Annotated in this window: 13 protein-coding genes; 10 read left to right on the top strand and 3 right to left on the bottom strand. The window is 66.2% G+C overall.

Annotated features, from left to right (window positions below):
• Window positions 1-139 precede the first annotated feature (139 nt).
• The 6 genes from lptF to rsmA all read left to right on the top strand — a co-directional run bounded on the left by lptF (window position 140) and on the right by rsmA (window position 8106).
• Entirely contained in the window at window positions 140-1288 is a 1149-nt protein-coding gene (gene lptF, locus BN1313_RS07735) for an LPS export ABC transporter permease LptF (protein ID WP_091738648.1), read from the top strand.
• A gap of 5 nt (window positions 1289-1293) precedes the next feature.
• A complete protein-coding gene (lptG, locus tag BN1313_RS07730) occupies window positions 1294-2403 on the top strand; it encodes an LPS export ABC transporter permease LptG (protein WP_091738645.1) in 1110 nt (369 codons plus the stop codon).
• Between the two features lie 97 nt (window positions 2404-2500).
• Window positions 2501-4837 (top strand): LPS-assembly protein LptD, encoded by a 2337-nt coding sequence (locus BN1313_RS07725; RefSeq protein ID WP_091738642.1) that lies wholly within the window; start codon window positions 2501-2503, stop codon window positions 4835-4837.
• Between the two features lie 58 nt (window positions 4838-4895).
• On the top strand, window positions 4896-6269 hold the full coding sequence (locus BN1313_RS07720; RefSeq protein WP_091738639.1) for a peptidylprolyl isomerase: 1374 nt from the start codon (window positions 4896-4898) through the stop codon (window positions 6267-6269).
• A 2-nt stretch (window positions 6270-6271) separates the two neighbouring features.
• Window positions 6272-7282 carry a 4-hydroxythreonine-4-phosphate dehydrogenase PdxA gene (gene pdxA / locus BN1313_RS07715; RefSeq protein ID WP_091738636.1) on the top strand — a complete coding sequence of 337 codons (1011 nt, stop codon included), beginning with the start codon at window positions 6272-6274 and terminating at the stop codon, window positions 7280-7282.
• Window positions 7279-8106, top strand: a complete 828-nt coding sequence (rsmA, locus tag BN1313_RS07710; RefSeq protein ID WP_091738633.1) for a 16S rRNA (adenine(1518)-N(6)/adenine(1519)-N(6))-dimethyltransferase RsmA — start codon at window positions 7279-7281, stop codon at window positions 8104-8106. Before pdxA ends, rsmA begins: the two co-directional genes overlap by 4 nt.
• On the opposite strand, the gene BN1313_RS07705 is transcribed toward rsmA, so the two are convergent.
• Entirely contained in the window at window positions 8103-8597 is a 495-nt protein-coding gene (locus tag BN1313_RS07705; protein WP_091738630.1) for a BON domain-containing protein, read from the bottom strand. The genes rsmA and BN1313_RS07705 overlap by 4 nt on opposite strands.
• A gap of 92 nt (window positions 8598-8689) precedes the next feature.
• Between BN1313_RS07705 and BN1313_RS07700 the strand changes: the two genes are divergently transcribed.
• The gene (locus BN1313_RS07700) at window positions 8690-9808 is read left to right on the top strand and encodes a lysylphosphatidylglycerol synthase transmembrane domain-containing protein (protein ID WP_091738627.1); all 1119 of its coding nucleotides are present in this window, start codon (window positions 8690-8692) and stop codon (window positions 9806-9808) included.
• A 40-nt stretch (window positions 9809-9848) separates the two neighbouring features.
• On the opposite strand, the gene BN1313_RS07695 is transcribed toward BN1313_RS07700, so the two are convergent.
• On the bottom strand, window positions 9849-10631 hold the full coding sequence (locus BN1313_RS07695; protein ID WP_091738624.1) for a class I SAM-dependent methyltransferase: 783 nt from the start codon (window positions 10629-10631) through the stop codon (window positions 9849-9851).
• 89 nt (window positions 10632-10720) lie between these two features.
• Between BN1313_RS07695 and BN1313_RS07690 the strand changes: the two genes are divergently transcribed.
• The 3 genes from BN1313_RS07690 (at window position 10721) to alr (ending at window position 14271) form a co-directional block, all read left to right on the top strand.
• On the top strand, window positions 10721-11596 hold the full coding sequence (locus tag BN1313_RS07690; RefSeq protein WP_091738622.1) for a LysR substrate-binding domain-containing protein: 876 nt from the start codon (window positions 10721-10723) through the stop codon (window positions 11594-11596).
• Between the two features lie 99 nt (window positions 11597-11695).
• Complete coding sequence (locus BN1313_RS07685; RefSeq protein WP_091738619.1) at window positions 11696-13189, top strand: replicative DNA helicase; 1494 nt, start codon at window positions 11696-11698, stop codon at window positions 13187-13189.
• Between the two features lie 8 nt (window positions 13190-13197).
• A complete protein-coding gene (alr, locus tag BN1313_RS07680; protein WP_091738616.1) occupies window positions 13198-14271 on the top strand; it encodes an alanine racemase in 1074 nt (357 codons plus the stop codon).
• Window positions 14272-14284: 13 nt separating this feature from the next.
• Here the strand turns inward: alr and BN1313_RS07675 are convergent, their stop codons facing one another.
• Window positions 14285-15256, bottom strand: coding sequence for a quinone oxidoreductase family protein (locus BN1313_RS07675; RefSeq protein ID WP_091738613.1), 972 nt, complete (start codon window positions 15254-15256; stop codon window positions 14285-14287).
• Window positions 15257-15350 lie beyond the last annotated feature (94 nt).

Here is a 15350-nt window from a genome sequence, read left to right as displayed (position 1 = left end):
TCTTAAGGTCCCGCTTCACGCGGCGCCGGCGTCGGCGTATCTGACCTGCTCAGTCCGCCGTGCGCGCTTCGAACGCATGGTTTAGAACAGCATCGCGCTCGGGGCGCGTCAAAATCCGCAAGGTGAGCGTATTTAACCGGTGCGCCTGATCGACCGTTATCTTCTGCGCCAGCTCCTGGGGCCGACGCTCCTGGCCACCGCGGCGCTGACGGGCGTGGCGCTCCTGAGCCAGAGCCTGTCGGCGCTCGACCTCATGGTCAATCAGCGCCAGAGCGCACTTGTTTTCCTGAAGGTCACGCTGCTGGCCATGCCGCAGCTGATCAACATCGTCCTGCCGATCGCGCTCTTCGTCGCGGCCCTCGTGGCGCTCAACCGCCTGCACACCGAGCAGGAAATCGTGGTCGCTTTCGCGGGCGGCATGAGCCGGTGGCGGGTCATCTCTCCGGGCCTGCGGCTTGGGGCGACCGTGGCCCTGCTGGCCCTGCTGATGAACCTTTTTGTCCAACCCGCCTGCCTGCGTGCGATGCGCGCCGAATTGTTCGAGATACGCACCGATCTAGCCGCCACCCTTGTAAGACCCGGGGCGTTCGTTGAGCCGACCCCTGGACTGACTGTCTACGCACAGTCAGTCGATGGGGCCGGCGAGTTCCTTAATCTGTTCATCCACCAGGAACGCGACGGCGGAACGGCCACCACCTACACCGCCGAATCCGGCCACATGGCGACCCGTCAGGGCCGGCCTGTCATGGTGATGCTCAAAGGGTCCAACCAGGAATTTTCCGAGCGCGGCGTCCTGAACTACCTGACCTTCGATGAGTATATCTTCGATCTCACCAGCCTCAGCCGGACGGACGAGCGCGTGCACTACAAGCCCTCGGACCGATATCCCCACGAGCTCTTTTTCCCGGACCTGCAGCAGGACTGGGAGAAGCGGAACCGTCTGGGGCTGCTCGCCGAAGGTCATGCGCGCATCGCGACCCCGCTCTACAACATCGCCTTTATGGCTCTGGCGCTGGGTGCGATCATCGGCGCGGGCTTTTCGCGGACCGGCTACGGACGCCGGATCGCCGTCTTCGGCGCGATCGCCGCGGTGGTCCGCATCCTCGGTTTCGTCGTCCAGGCCGGCGCAGAGGACGCGGCCTGGATGAACATCCTGCAATACCTCGTCCCGCTGGCCGCCACGGTGTTCGCCCTGCGCACGATCTTCCGCCAACAGGTCAACCGCACCATCGACATCAGCCGCAAGCCAAGTCGCACCGCGGCGGCTGCCTCGGGCAACCCGGCGTGAATCCTTTGAGCGGCTTCCGCCTGGGCGGGCTCGAACGCTACGTGATCGTGCGCGCCTTCGCCGGCGTCGGCGCGGCCTTGGCGGTCATTTCAGCGGTGATCCTGCTGGTTCAATTTGTCGACCTGTCGCGCTCCGTCGGCGTGCGCACCGATATTAGCGTGGGGCAGATCTTCAGCCTGACGCTGCTGCGCGCGCCGTCGCTGATCCAGCTGTTGCTGCCGTTCGTATTCCTGTTTGGCGGGATCGCCGCCTACACCGGATTGAACCGGCGCAGCGAGCTCGTGGCCATGCGCGCCGCCGGCATATCCGCCTGGCGCTTTATCCTGCCTGCGGCCGCGGCGGCGTTCCTCACTGGCGTTGTGGCGGTAGGCGCCATCAACCCCATGGCCGCGATCCTCAATGGCGAGTTCGAAAGCCTGCGCGCCCAGCTAATGCAGAACTACCTGGGCGACGCCCCGGACGCCGTCTGGTTACGCCAGGGGGACGCTCGCGGCCAGATTGTCATCCATGCCTCCGACCGTGACATCGTTGCAGGGTCGGTGCGACTGCATGGGGTGTCGCTGTTCGTCTATGAGCGCGGCCCCGATGGAACGCTGGATTTCAAACGTCGTCTGGAGGCTCGCGAAGCGCGCCTGATGCCGGGGTTCTGGGAGCTGAAGGACGTGCGCGAGGCTGGCGCTGGACAGAACTCGGTGCGCTCCGACAGCCTGTCGATCCGTTCAGGCCTGGACGCGGAAGCAGCTATGGAGCGTTTCGCTTCGCCCGAGACGATCGCCTTCTGGCGTTTGCCTGCTGCGATTCACGTGACTGAACAGGCCGGTTTCTCCGCCGCCGGTTACCGGCTGCGTTTCCACCAACTGCTGGCTACGCCGTTCCTGTTCGCCGCCATGATGATTCTCGCCGCCGGCTTCTCGCTCAGGCTGACCCGTCTCGGTGGGTTGGCCGGACTGGCGGGCGCGGGCGTGGCCATCGGCTTCGCCGTCTTCTTCTTCAATCAGTTTTCAGGCGCTCTAGGGCGGGCGGAGATCATTCCACTGTTCGCCGCGGCCTGGGCGCCGGCGGTCACCGCACTTCTCGCAGGCGTGACGCTCCTCTGTTACACCGAAGATGGTTGAATCCTTTTCTTGGCCGGCTATGCAGGCCCCTCGGCTTGAGAGCGCGCCGCCTGAAAGAGGACCGCGCCGTCACCAAGCCTCGCTGCGATAGGGGATCATGAGCGGAACAAGGTCGCGACGACCCTCGCCGTCTACCGCCGCCAAGCGCGCGCTGCTCGCCGGCGCAGCGATCGCGGCGCTCTGGTCGCAGGCCGCCCTCGCCCAGTCGGCGTCGGAGAAGCCCCCACAATTCCCGACCGCGCGGCCTACGCTCGTCGAGCCGCCTTCGGATGGACTGTCCAAGGGTGAGGTCTTCATCGAGGCCGACGAACTGGTCCAAGACGACGAGAACAACATCGTCACCGCCCAGGGATCGGTCGAGATTCGCTACGATCAGCGGACTCTTCGGGCCAACCGCGTGATCTATGAGCGCACCCCTGGCGTCATCCGCGCCAACGGCGATGTACAGATCATCAACGCCGACGGCTCTGTGGAATATGCCGAACAGTTGGTACTCGACGATGAGATGTACGCCGGCGCCGCCGTCGGCTTCTCGGCGCGGATGGGGGAAGGGGTAAAGATCGCCGCCGCGAGCGCGCTTCGCCGCAACGAGGACATCCAGGAGCTCAACCGGGCGATCTACACCCCCTGCCCGATCTGCGTAGACGACAAACCGCGAAAGCCGACCTGGTCGATCAGCGCCGACCGCGTGACCCAGGACAAAAAAGGCCGCGTGATTGTTTATAAGAACGCTCGGATCCGCGTTCTGGGCGCACCCGTGCTGTTCCTGCCTGTGTTCTGGCACGCTGACCCCACCGCCGAACGGGCGTCCGGCCTGTTGTCCCCTGACATCTCGGTGTCGAACCGCCGCGGGATGTCCTTCACCCAGCCGTATCTCTGGGTGGTCTCACCCTATACCGACGTGACGATCTCGCCGCAGATCAACACCCAGGTGAACCCCTTCGTCGAGGCCCGGGTCCGTAAGCGCTTCTACTCCGGCGATATGGACCTGCGCTTCGGTTACACCTACGAGCGTGACTTCGATGGTGGCGGCCGCGAGTTCGGCGAACGGACCTCGCGCAGCTATATCCTCGGTCGCGGCGCTTTCCGGCTTGATGACAACTGGCGGTGGGGCTTCACCGCCGAACGCGCCTCCGATCAGTTGATCTTCGACAAGTACGACGTTTCGCAGGTCTACCGGACCCGCGGGCCCTACATCGCCGACGACCGGCGATTGATTTCCCAGCTCTACGCCGTTCGCCAGGCGAACCGCTCCTACGTCTCGATGGCGGCCTTCAGTATCCAGGGCCTGCGCCCAACCGACAACGACCGCGCGTTCCCGCTGATCGCGCCCCTCGTCGAGGCCCGGTACGAGCCGGTGGGCGACGTATTCGGCGGCCGCTTGAAGTTGAAGGGCGGCATGGTCTCGCTGAGCCGCGAACAGTCGCCGACGATCACGACCTATCGCGCCGCTGGGCTCGACAGCCGGCGGGTCAGCATCGAGGCGGATTGGCGCGACAGCTACATCTCGCCCACCGGCCTGCGCATCGATCCGTTCGTGAGCGTTCGCTCCGACGCCTATGCGCTCAGCGACATCCTGACCGCCGGCGGGACCGACACCACCAGCCGCAACGTAACCCGCGGATTGGCTACGCTGGGCGCCGACGTCAGCTTCCCGTTCTATCGTCGCATCGGGGACGCCACCGTCGTCTTGGAGCCCGTGATCCAGGCGGTCTATTCCCCGCGCGCCAAACAGATCATCGTCGGTCGCGAAGCCACTGGCGCGCCGGTTTATCTGAACGAGGACAGCGTCGCCTTTGAGTTTGACGAGACGACCCTGCTCGAAGCCAGCAAGTTCCCGGGCTACGACCTGTACGAAGACGGCGCGCGCCTGAATGTCGCGGGTCGTGCGACGGTGATGTGGGACGATGGTCGCCGCGCCACCGCCACCATCGGCCGCAGCTTCCGCGACGATCCGAACACAATCTTCAGCGAGCGCTCCGGCTTGCGCCGCCGCGCTTCGGACTGGGTGGTCGCTCTATCGGCGGACCCCGTCCCTGGGTTGTCGTTCTTCGCGCGCTCGCGCCTCGACGCCGACGACTTCACCCTGCGTCGCGTCGAAGCCGGAGCCAACGTCTCGACCAAGCGCGGCTCAGGCTATGTCCGCTACCTTCGTGATGACCTGGATATCAACGGCCGCCGGCGGGAAAACCTGGACATTGGCGGCGATGTCTTCGTCACCAAGAACTGGGGCGTCACGGCCTACGGCAATCGCGACCTGTCGTCCAACGCCTGGATCATTCGTGACTACGGCGTCTTCTATCATGACGACTGCATCAGGGTTGACGTGGTCTATCGTCAAGAAGACACGGTTATCGGGACGCTCGGTCCGCGGGACTCCGTGTCCGTGCGCCTAACGCTCGCCACATTGGGCGGACCAATCTATGGCAGATAAGATCGCGTTGAAGCCTCTAGTGGGCGCAAAGACGCCCTTCCGAGGAATGACCCTACCCATGATCGATGCGCGTTTCGGCACGGACCCCCGGTTCGGCGCGATCCTGGCCTGTGTGCTCCTGAGCAGCGTCGCCGCCCCCGTGATCGCCCGCGCTCAGGCTGCGCCCCCGGCCCGGCCAGTGGCCACCGCTCCTGCCGCCCCGACACCGGCGCTTGCGCCAGCCCCCCGGGCGAACGCCTTCAGCGAGTCTGTCGCAGCGCTGGTCAACGACGACATCATCTCGACCTATGACCTGGCGATGCGAATGCGCCTGCTGATGGTCACGAGTGGCGTTCAACCGACCCAAGAAAGCCTCCCGCAGATCCAGCGTGAATCGCTGGTGTCACTGATCGATGAGCGCCTCCAGTTGCAGGAACTCCGTCGCGTCGAACGCGACCAGAAGATCGACATTGTCGCGACCGACGCCGAGGTGAACGAGGAATTGGACGGCATCGCCAAGTCCAACAACCTCACCCGCGACCAGTTCGTCGGAGAACTTTCCAAGCAAGGCGTCTCGCCTGATTCCCTGCGCCAGCAGATCCGTGCGCAGATGAGCTGGCAGCGTTGGATCAACGGACGCTACGGCAGCCGCCTGCGCGTCGGCGAAGACCAGATCAAGGCGACCCAACAACGCCTGGCCGCCTCCGCTGCAAAGCCGCAATACCAGATCGCCGAAGTCCTGATCGACGCCAACCGCACGGGCGGCATGCCTGAAGCCATGCGCGGCGCGACCCAACTGGTCGCCCAACTGCAGCAAGGCGCCCCGTTCGCCGCCGTGGCCCGGCAATTCTCATCGTCGCCAACCGCCGCCTCGGGCGGCGATGCGGGATGGGTGTCGCAAGGCGAGATGGCGCCTGAGGTCGACGCCGCGCTCGAACAGCTCCGACCGGGTCAGTTGTCGCAGCCAATCCCGGTTCGCGATGGCGTCTACATCCTCTACCTACGCGACAAGCGCGCCGGCGCCGGCGGTCTGATGGTCAATCTTAAACAGGCGGCCCTCGCCCTGCCCCCAGGCACGAGCCCCCAGCTGGAGGCCGCCGCCCGCGACAAGCTGATGGCGCTGAAGACCCAGATCACCAGCTGTTCGAACCTGGAGGCCGAGGCCGCCAAGGTACCTGGCGTGGTCGCGGGCGATCTGGGCGAAGCGCAGGTCGCCGACCTCGCGCCACAGTTCAAGGACGCCGCAGAGACCCTCGCCGTCGGCCAGGTTTCGGATCCAATCCGCACAGCGGCGGGCCTTCACCTGGTCGCCGTCTGCGGCAAGCAGATCACCGGAGAAGGCGTGCCCGATCACGACCAGATTGAAAACCGTCTCTACGGCCAGCAGATCAGCATGGTTTCGCGCCGCTACATGCGCGACCTGCGCAACTCGGCGACGATCGAGACCCGCTAACCATGGCGCCGGCGCCTCTCGCCCTCACCATGGGCGACCCTGCGGGGATTGGTCCGGAGATCATCGTCAAGGCTTGGCGGGCGCTGCGCGCGAAATCTCGGCCCTTCTTCGTCGTCGGCGACTTCAACGCCCTGGCTTCAGCATCAGGCGACGGCGCTTCGATTTTGCGTCGGATCAGCGGCCCGGATCAGGCCGCAGCCATCTTCCCTGACGCCTTGCCGGTCCTTGATCTACCGCTTTCAGCGCCCGTCATCGCCGGCAAGCCGAATTCCGCCGCCGCTGGCCCCATCGTCCAGTGGATCGAAGTCGCTGTCGGCTTGGCGCTCTCGGGCGCGGCCGCGGGCGTTGTCACCGCGCCGATCGCAAAAGCGCCGCTCTACGAAGCCGGCTTCGGCTTCCCCGGCCACACGGAGTTCCTCGGTGAACTGACGCTTGGCGCGCCCTATGAAGGCGAGCGTGGGCCGCTGATGATGTTAGCGTCGCAGGACCTGCGGGTCACCCTGGTGACTGTCCACTCCGCCCTTGCCGACGTCCCTGGTCAACTCTCGAAAGCCGCGATCATCAAGGTCGCCCGGATCACGGATGAGGCCCTGCGGCGTGACTTCGCGATCGCCCATCCAAGGATCGCCATCGCCGGTCTCAACCCTCACGCCGGCGAGGACGGCGGCATGGGCCTTGAGGAAATCGAGATTATCGCTCCCGCGGTGAACGCTCTCCGCGAGGCTGGCCTCGACGTCAGGGGGCCCTTCCCAGCCGACACCCTGTTCCATGCGGAAGCGCGCAGCGGCTACGACGCAGCGATCTGCCTCTATCACGACCAGGGCCTCATTCCGGTGAAGATGCTCGATTTCTGGGGCGGGGTGAACCTGACCCTGGGCCTGCCGATCGTTCGCGCCTCGCCCGACCACGGCACCGCCTTCAACATCGCCGGCCGCGGGCTCGCCCGTTCCGACAGCATGATTGCGGCGATCCGCGCCGCCGATCAGATCGTCCTCAACCGGTCCCGGCCTTGAGCCTCGCGTCGCTGCCGCCCCTGCGCGACTCCCTGGCCGCACATGGCCTCGTCGCCAACAAGGGCTTTGGGCAACACTTCCTTCTGGACCTCAATATCACGCGCAAGATCGCGCGCCTGGCCGAGGTCGGCGATGGTGACCTCGTCATCGAGGTTGGGCCCGGCCCTGGCGGCCTCACTCGCGCGCTGCTCGAGACCGGGGCCAAGGTGATCGCCATCGAGATGGACCCACGGTTCGCGCCGCTCCTGCATGACCTCAGCGCGGCCGGCGGCGACTTCCAGCTCATTCTTGGCGACGCCCTGAAAGCCGATGAGACCGAGATCGTCCGCGGACGTCAGGCCCATCTCGTGTCGAACCTACCCTACAATGTCGGCACAGCGCTGCTAATAAAATGGCTCACGGGCCCCTGGACGCCAGCCTCGCTCACCCTGATGTTTCAGAAGGAAGTCGCCGACCGCATCGTCGCGGCGCCCGGTGGAGACGCCTACGGTCGGCTTGCCGTGCTCGCTCAGGCGCTGACGGAAGCCAAGCTGGTGATGGATGTGCCCGCGCGGGCTTTCACCCCGCCACCCAAGGTCGATTCCGCCGTGGTGCGCCTGACACCGCTGGCGAACCGCCCCCACCCAGCCCGCCTTGACGCCTTGCAACGCATAACAGCGGCTGCGTTCAACCAGCGGCGCAAGATGCTGCGATCCAGCCTCAAGGTGATGGGCGGCGAGGCCCTGGTCCTGGAGGCTGGCTTGGATCCGCAGGCGCGGGCCGAAACCATCTCCATGGCGGGGTTCTTCGCCCTCGCCGACGCCTGGCTAGCGCAGAGGTCTTAGAACAAGCCCTTCTTTTCGCGAGTGCGGAGGTTGTTCTGCACATTGCTGATGCCGTCGATGTCGGCGATCTCCTCGATGTGACGCTTGTCAGCCTTGTGCTTCACCGTGCCGTTCAGCGTGACTTCGCCATCCTGCACCAGGACCTGCACGTCACTGAGGTCGAGACGGCGCTCGTCCTCGAGCCGCTCGACGATCACCGCCCACAGGACGCGATCCGACGGCCCGACGCGCTTCTTGCCGCGCTCAGTGAAGGTTCGCTCTTCGACCTCGGGATCTGGCTTCAGCGCGTAATTCGACGCCGGCGCTTCGAATGTCTTGCGGTTGGCCGACCCGTCATCTTCCAAGCGATAGCCGGTTCGGGTGTGCGGGTCGTAGCCGTACTCGGTGGAATAGTCCGCCTGGCCGAAATCCTCGGCCAGGGTCGACGGCTTCCGATCAAGCGGGCCGTTGGCCAGGGAGCGGCCGTGAAAGTCCTTCAGGTCTTGCGCCATGACAGCGGCTCCTTGATGAGGTTCAGTGTCACGTAAGGAAACCGGCGCCGTGAAGCCTGGTTCCACAAGTAGGGAGAGGGTCTGGTCGGAAGATGCCAGGCCTGGCGGACTCGGGAGACATCCAGCCTGTGCAGAAGCCGGATCTTCGCGAACGCCTCAGCGCGAGCCGCAGCACGCCTCCGTTGAAGACCGACCCCTCGGCCTTCTACGAACTGGACCAAGCAGACCCCGACACCCCGCTGACCACGGAGTTCGCCGCCGCCCTGCCTGATCGCCGCGCGCCGCTTAGCCGGCTGGCGCGAAGGTGGGCGCTTAGATTGGTGCCAGTCGTCTTGCTGATCGCCGCGATCGGCATTCTGTGGCGTGAATTTCATGAACTCAGCCTGATCCAGGTGCTGCGCGCCATGAGGGCCTGGGGCCCTGGCTCCATCGCCGCGGCCTTGGCGCTATCGGCGGTCAGCTTCATCCTGATGGGCTTTGTCGAGCGACTTGGCCTGCGCTGGGCAGGCGCCCGGGTGCCAACATCGTCCGTATTCGCCGGCGCCTTCTTGGCGAACGCTATCGCCCACAGCCTTGGCGCAAATCTTCTGGTGGCCGGCGCCATTCGCGCCAAGTTTTATGAGCGATACGGCGTGGGTCTGCGTCAGGTCGCGGCCACCACCCTCTTCAACGGCTTGGCCTTCGCTGTCGGCCTGTCAGCCCTGGGCGGCGCGTGCATGCTGTTGGCTCCGCCGTCGGAATTGGCCCGCACGGCAGCACCCGCAAACGTCGCACGGACTTTCGGGCTTATCCTGGTCTGCGTGCCGGCCATCTACGTCGCGCTTTGCGCGATCAAACATGCGCCCATCCACGCCTTCGGCCGCAGCCTGCGTCTGCCCTCAGTCAAGTCCGCCGTCGGCCAGGTGGTGATTGGCGTCTCGGACAACGCCACAGCGGCCGCCATAGTCTGGGTGCTGCTGCCCGACGACATGGTGGGCTACATCACCTTCGTCGGCGCCTACGCAGTCGCCACAGTGATCGGCCTGGCCTCGTCCGTCCCGGCCGGCGCAGGGGTCTTTGAAAGCTCCATACTTACGCTGCTGCACACCCAGAACGCCGCGGCCGTCGCAGCGGCCTTCCTCGGATATCGCCTCGCCTACTTCCTGCTGCCCCTGGCGGTGGCCTCGACCGCCCTGCTGATCGACAGCTTCATTCACCGCAGGAAGACCTAGAGGTCGGCGCTCGACGCGCCAAGCCAGGCGCCCACCAGACTCAGGCCGCCGGGTGCGTGACACCGCTGGCAGTGACCAATCGCAATGCGCCGACGTACGCTTGAAGCCTCCTCAAGGGCCCAAATCTTGCGTCCCAAGCGCCGCTCGCGAGGTCCATAGCAAGGCGAGTCTCAAACCGCGCGATGACCGACGGTTCAACAAAACTCCAGGCCGAACAGGCGTCTCTGGCTTCGGGGTCCAGGAACATTTCCGGGCGGCCGTAGTAGGCCTCCTGGAACCCATCCGTACAGTCGAGGGCGATGGGCGGCGCCTCGATCCGCAACGGGCCCAGGGCCCGCTCGAGTTGCGCCATCCCCGGGTAGCGCCGGGCTTCCACAGCCAGGACCTCCGGACAATAGTCGCCAAGCCAGAAGTCCTGAACCTGGGTGGGATCGCAGGTCAGGATCAAAACGGGACCTCGCGCCACCCGCCGCATCTCGGACAGCCCGCGCTGCAGATCGCGCCACTGGTGGACGGAGAAGATCGCCATGGCGGCGTCGAACGACCGATCCTCGAACGGAAGCTCTTCGGCCACTGCGTCTACAGCCGGACCAAGGCTCTTCGGGCGACGCGCTCGCATCACCGCAGATGGCTCGACGGCAGTGACCGCTCGGGCGGCGGGTTCGTAGGCGCCAGCACCTGCGCCGACATTCAGGACCGATCGCGCTGACCCCAGCGCCGCCTCGATCCGCGCGGCGAGGCGGCTGTCCGGGCGCCGATAGGTGTCATAGGCCGCGGCGATTCGGCTGTAGTCGGCGTCTCCTACGGTCGTCGCTCTGTGCATGCGTCCCTCCGTGCGATCAGCTCTTCTGAACTTCGGAGGGGCCGGCGAATATGGCGAAGTTCGCCCCTGATTCGTGAAGAAAGTTCACCATGGCCCGCCGGCTTCCACCGCTTTCGACGCTGCGAAGTTTCGAGGCCGTCGTACGGCTGGGCTCGGTGCGCGCCGCAGCGGGAGAGCTTGACCGCACGCACGGCGCCGTCAGCAAACAGATCCAGGCCCTCCAGCAGACCCTGGGGGCGCCGCTGTTCGATCGTGTCGGCACCGGCGTCGCGCCCAACGCGCATGGCAGGATGCTGGGCGCCATGGTGGGCCGCGCCCTGGATGACCTCTCCGCCGGTTACGCCCAGGTCGTCGACGATCTCCGCGCCCCGCCTCTGCACATCGCCTGCAGCGTCACCTTCGCCACCCGCTGGCTCGCGCCGAACCTGGCCGCTTTCACCCGCGCGCACCCCGACATCCAGGTCCGGCTGTCGATGACCAGCGCGCGCGAGCTAAAGACCGCAGACGCCGACCTGACGATCGCGTGGGATCGCACAGGCTTCGACGCCGGCGCACAAGGTCGCGCGATCCCACTCGCCCCTATCGCCTTCGGCCTGGTCTGCGCCCCGGACTATCCGGTCGAGCGGAGCGCCGACAGCCTGCGAGCGCCGGTACGCATCGACCATGACTTCACCTCGCGGGCCTGGGACCTCTGGAGCGAGCGGTCCGGCGTGCGCCTGGAGACCGAACATAGTCTCTCCTTCCCGCACAGCCACTTGGCCATCGAGGCGGCGATCACAGGCCAGGGCGTGGCCCTCGTCGACCGTCGGCTGATCCGCCGCGAGTTGCGCGCCAATGTCCTGGTGGCGCCGACGGGCTTCGCGGTCTTTCCCGAGGGCCTGGCCGCGATCTCGCGCACCGTGACCCCGGGGCCGGCGGCGCAGGCGATGATCGATTGGATGCGCGACGCCCTGACGGCGCGCTGAGGCCGCGGCGCGCCGTTTCATCCACAGGCGCCGCGGACGACTGTGGACGGCTGATTCTTGTGAAGTGCGAGGCCCGCGCCTTCCGATATCGATGTCGGAATGGCCCTCGCTCCCGCCCTAGACCTGCGCCCGCAAGAGGCGACCCCCGAGATCGCGCAAGCGCCCGCCAACCTCGAAGCTGAGCAGGCCTTGCTGGGTGTGCTGCTTTACGACAACGCCGCTTTCGAGCGCCTGAGCGATAACCTTGCTGCGCGCCACTTCTTTGAGCCGTTTCATCAACGCCTGTTCGCCGCCATCGAGAACAACATCCGAAAAGGCCAGTTGGCCGAGCCGATTTTGTTGGCCGAGCAGTTCGCCCGAGACCCGGCCTTCGAGGCGCTTGGCGGCGTGCGCTACATGGCCGCCATGGTCGATCGCGCGCCACCTGCAGCGAACGCCCGCGACTACGCCGACGCCATCTACGATCTGGCGCTGCGCCGCGACCTGATCCGCATTGGCGGCGACATCTCCACCCTGGCCACGCAAGGAGAGGCCGATCTGTCCGCCAAGGATCAGATCGAACGCGCCGAGCGAGACCTCTACGAACTGGCGGAAACCGGGGGAGTGAGCCAGGGCTTCACAACCTTCGCCGACGCGCTCGCCGGCGCGGTGCAGATGGCGGCCGAAGCCCATAGCCGAGACGGAGCGCTGGCCGGCCTTTCCACCGGGCTGATCGACCTCGACGCCAAGATTGGCGGCCTGCATCCCTCCGACCTGGTGATCATCGCTGCTCGCCCGTCCATGGGCAAATCCGGCCTGGCCACCAACATCGCCTTCGATGTCGCCCGGCACTACGCCTATGAGCCGCAACCCGATGGCACCCGAAAGACAGTGAACGGCGGCGTCGTCGCCTTCTTCTCACTGGAAATGTCGGCCGACCAGCTGGCCATGCGTCTGCTGGCGGAAGTGTCAGGCGTGTCAGGCGATCGGCTGCGCAAGGGCGAGATCGACGCCTCGGAGTTTGGCCGCGTGCGCGACGCTGCGCTCGAGATCCAGGATGCGCCGCTTTACATAGACGATACCGGCGGCATCAGCTTGGCCCGCCTGACGGCCCGCGCGCGCCGGCTTAAGCGCCGCGTCGGTCTCGACCTGCTGATCGTGGACTACCTGCAGTTGATCACCATGGGTGACTCTGGAAATCGCAATGACAATCGCGTTCAGGAGGTTAGCGCCATTACTGGCGGCCTGAAGGCTCTGGCCAAGGAGCTCGCCATTCCGGTGATCGCCCTGGCGCAGCTGAGCCGCCAGGTCGAAAACCGCGAGGACAAGAGGCCTCAGCTGTCCGACCTGCGGGAGTCCGGCTCGATCGAGCAGGACGCCGACATGGTCATGTTCATCTATCGCGAGAGCTACTACCTCAGCCGTACAGAGCCGCGCGAGGGCACGCCCGAGCACCTCACGTGGCAGGAGGAAATGGATAAGGTGAAGGGCCTGGCCGAGATCGTCATCGGCAAGCAACGCCATGGCCCGATCGGCAATGTGAAGCTCTCGTACAACGAAGAGATCGTCAAATTCGGCAACCTGGCGCCGCCGCACCGCTACGAGCCACGCTAGGCTCCGCCATGCCCGAGGCCGCCCGCGCCACCCTCACCATCGATCTCGACGCCCTGGCGCAAAACTACGCCACCTTGAAGGAGGCCGCGACAGGCGCCGAAGTCGCGCCCGTGGTGAAATCCGACGCCTACGGGCTGGGCGCAGGCCCCGTGGGCCGACGGCTCTGGGCTGAAGGGGCTCGGTCCTTCTTCGTCGCGCGACTGGACGAGGGCGAACGGCTGCGGGTGGCCCTTGGCGGAGACCGGCCCGCCGAGATCTACGTCCTGGATGGCTTCGCCGCGGCCGCGCGCGCGCGCTATGAGGCCTCAGCCTTGACGCCGGCGCTCGCTTCGGCGGCGCAGGTCCGCGCCGTGCGCGAGTGGAGCGCCGCGCCGCGCATGGCCCTGCACGTCGACACAGGGATGAACCGGCAAGGATTGACCGTCGCCGAAGCGATCGAGGTCGCCCAGAGCGGAGATGGCCCGCAGATCAGCCTCGTGATGAGCCACCTCGGCGCCGCCGCGACACCGACCGACCCCAACAACGCTCGCCAGCTCGCTCGATTTCGCGCCATACGCGCAGCCTTCCCGACCGCCCGGGCGAGCCTCGCGGCCTCGGCCGGCGCGTTCCTGGGTGAGGACTACCGCTTCGACCTCGTGCGGCCTGGGGTCAGCCTGTACGGCGGCGGGCCTCTGGAGAGGCCCCACCCTCGACTGAAAGCGGTCGCCACGCTCAGAGCGCCGGTGGTCGATATCCGGAGCCTCGGCGCTGGCGATCGCCTGGGTTACGGCGACTATACGGTCGACCGGCCCCTCCGATGCGCGATCGTCGCCGCCGGCTATAGCGACGGCATGATCCGCGACGCCCGGCGCGGCGCCTACGCTTGGTTGGCCGGCGCGGCCAGGCCGATCCTGATCATCAATATGGATATCCTCGCCATCGAGATCGGCGCCGCCGATGTGGCGATCGGCGACAGCGTTGAACTTCTCGGCGAGCACGCACTGCTGGACGACTTCGCCACCGCCGCGCGCACCGTCGCCCACGAGGTATTGACGCGGATCAGCAGCCGGGCCGAGCGGCGCTACGCGGGCGAAACCGCGTAGCGCCTGATCTGGCTCAGCCGTGCGGCGTGAGGATCTGCCGGCCGGTGGATGTCCGGTTTTCGATGGCCGCATGGGCCTTAGGCGCATCTTCCAGACTGTAGGTCTGATGCTGGGCCTTCAGGCGGCCGTCTTTTAGGAACGCCAGAACTTCGGCGCGGTATTGTGGGGCGAACACCTGATAAGGGCCGCCCATGAAGCCCGAGAGCGTCAGGTTCTTGCGCAGCAGGACGCGCGGATTGATCGGGGAATCCGTGTCGCTGGCGTTGCCGTAGTTCACCACTCGGCCACCGGGCTTCACTGCATCCAAGGTCTCGTAGAACACCGGGCCGCCGGTCATCTCAAGCGCTAGGTCAACGCCTTCGCCGCCATTGGCTTCCTTCACCTGGGCCGACCAGCCCTCTTGCGTGTAATCGACCACCGCATCCGCGCCGAGGGCCAGCACCACTTGACGTTTCGCCTCGGAGCTGGCGGCGCCGATCACCCGGCCCGCGCCATAGAGCTTGGCCAATTGTACAGCGACGAAGCCAAGCCCTCCCGCGGCGGCCGGCACGAACACCGACTGTCCAGGGGCCAATTGGCCGACCTTGTTGAGGATCAGGGAGGCCGTGACGCCGTCGCTGAGGCAAGCCACGACGTCGGCGCTGGAAACGCCATCAGGAATTTCGATCAAGCCCTGGGCCGGGCCAACGCCGTATTCGGCGTAGCCGCCGGCGGCGACGCGGCCGAACATGCGCTTACCAACCAGGCCTTTATCGACGCCCTCGCCGACTTTCTCGATAACGCCGGCGACGCTTCCGCCCGGCGCGTGCGGCAGGGTGATCGGCACCGGATAGTGCCGGCCTCCCCGCTGCAGAGTCTGACCGTAGGAGATGCCGCAGGCCTCAATCTTGAAGAGGACTTCACCCGCACCGGGCTCTGGCGTCGGCGCATCCTCCACCTTCATGACTTCGGGCGGTCCCTTCTCGTGATAGCGAACAATCTTCATGTTTCCCCTCCGTGGCGGCTCGGCTCGTTGACGTCGCAGGCATGTGCGATCAGGCTCGCGTTGGCCGAGCGCTCGATGTATAACTCTACTCCGG

Source organism: Phenylobacterium immobile (ATCC 35973) (assembly GCF_001375595.1).
GTDB classification, from domain to species: domain Bacteria; phylum Pseudomonadota; class Alphaproteobacteria; order Caulobacterales; family Caulobacteraceae; genus Phenylobacterium; species Phenylobacterium immobile.
This window is presented reverse-complemented; position numbering and strand designations above follow the sequence as displayed.

Bases quoted from the DNA above. Each gene is read 5' to 3' on its own strand.
- BN1313_RS07690 (WP_091738622.1), top strand. From the start codon at position 10,721: ATGGCCCGCCGGCTTCCACCGCTTTCGACGCTGCGAAGTTTCGAGGCC.
- BN1313_RS07720 (WP_091738639.1), top strand. From the start codon at position 4,896: ATGATCGATGCGCGTTTCGGCACGGACCCCCGGTTCGGCGCGATCCTG.
- BN1313_RS07685 (WP_091738619.1), top strand. From the start codon at position 11,696: ATGGCCCTCGCTCCCGCCCTAGACCTGCGCCCGCAAGAGGCGACCCCC.
- alr (WP_091738616.1), top strand. From the start codon at position 13,198: ATGCCCGAGGCCGCCCGCGCCACCCTCACCATCGATCTCGACGCCCTG.
- BN1313_RS07675 (WP_091738613.1), bottom strand. From the start codon at position 15,256: ATGAAGATTGTTCGCTATCACGAGAAGGGACCGCCCGAAGTCATGAAG.
- pdxA (WP_091738636.1), top strand. From the start codon at position 6,272: ATGGCGCCGGCGCCTCTCGCCCTCACCATGGGCGACCCTGCGGGGATT.
- BN1313_RS07695 (WP_091738624.1), bottom strand. From the start codon at position 10,631: ATGCACAGAGCGACGACCGTAGGAGACGCCGACTACAGCCGAATCGCC.
- BN1313_RS07700 (WP_091738627.1), top strand. From the start codon at position 8,690: ATGCCAGGCCTGGCGGACTCGGGAGACATCCAGCCTGTGCAGAAGCCG.
- BN1313_RS07725 (WP_091738642.1), top strand. From the start codon at position 2,501: ATGAGCGGAACAAGGTCGCGACGACCCTCGCCGTCTACCGCCGCCAAG.
- BN1313_RS07705 (WP_091738630.1), bottom strand. From the start codon at position 8,597: ATGGCGCAAGACCTGAAGGACTTTCACGGCCGCTCCCTGGCCAACGGC.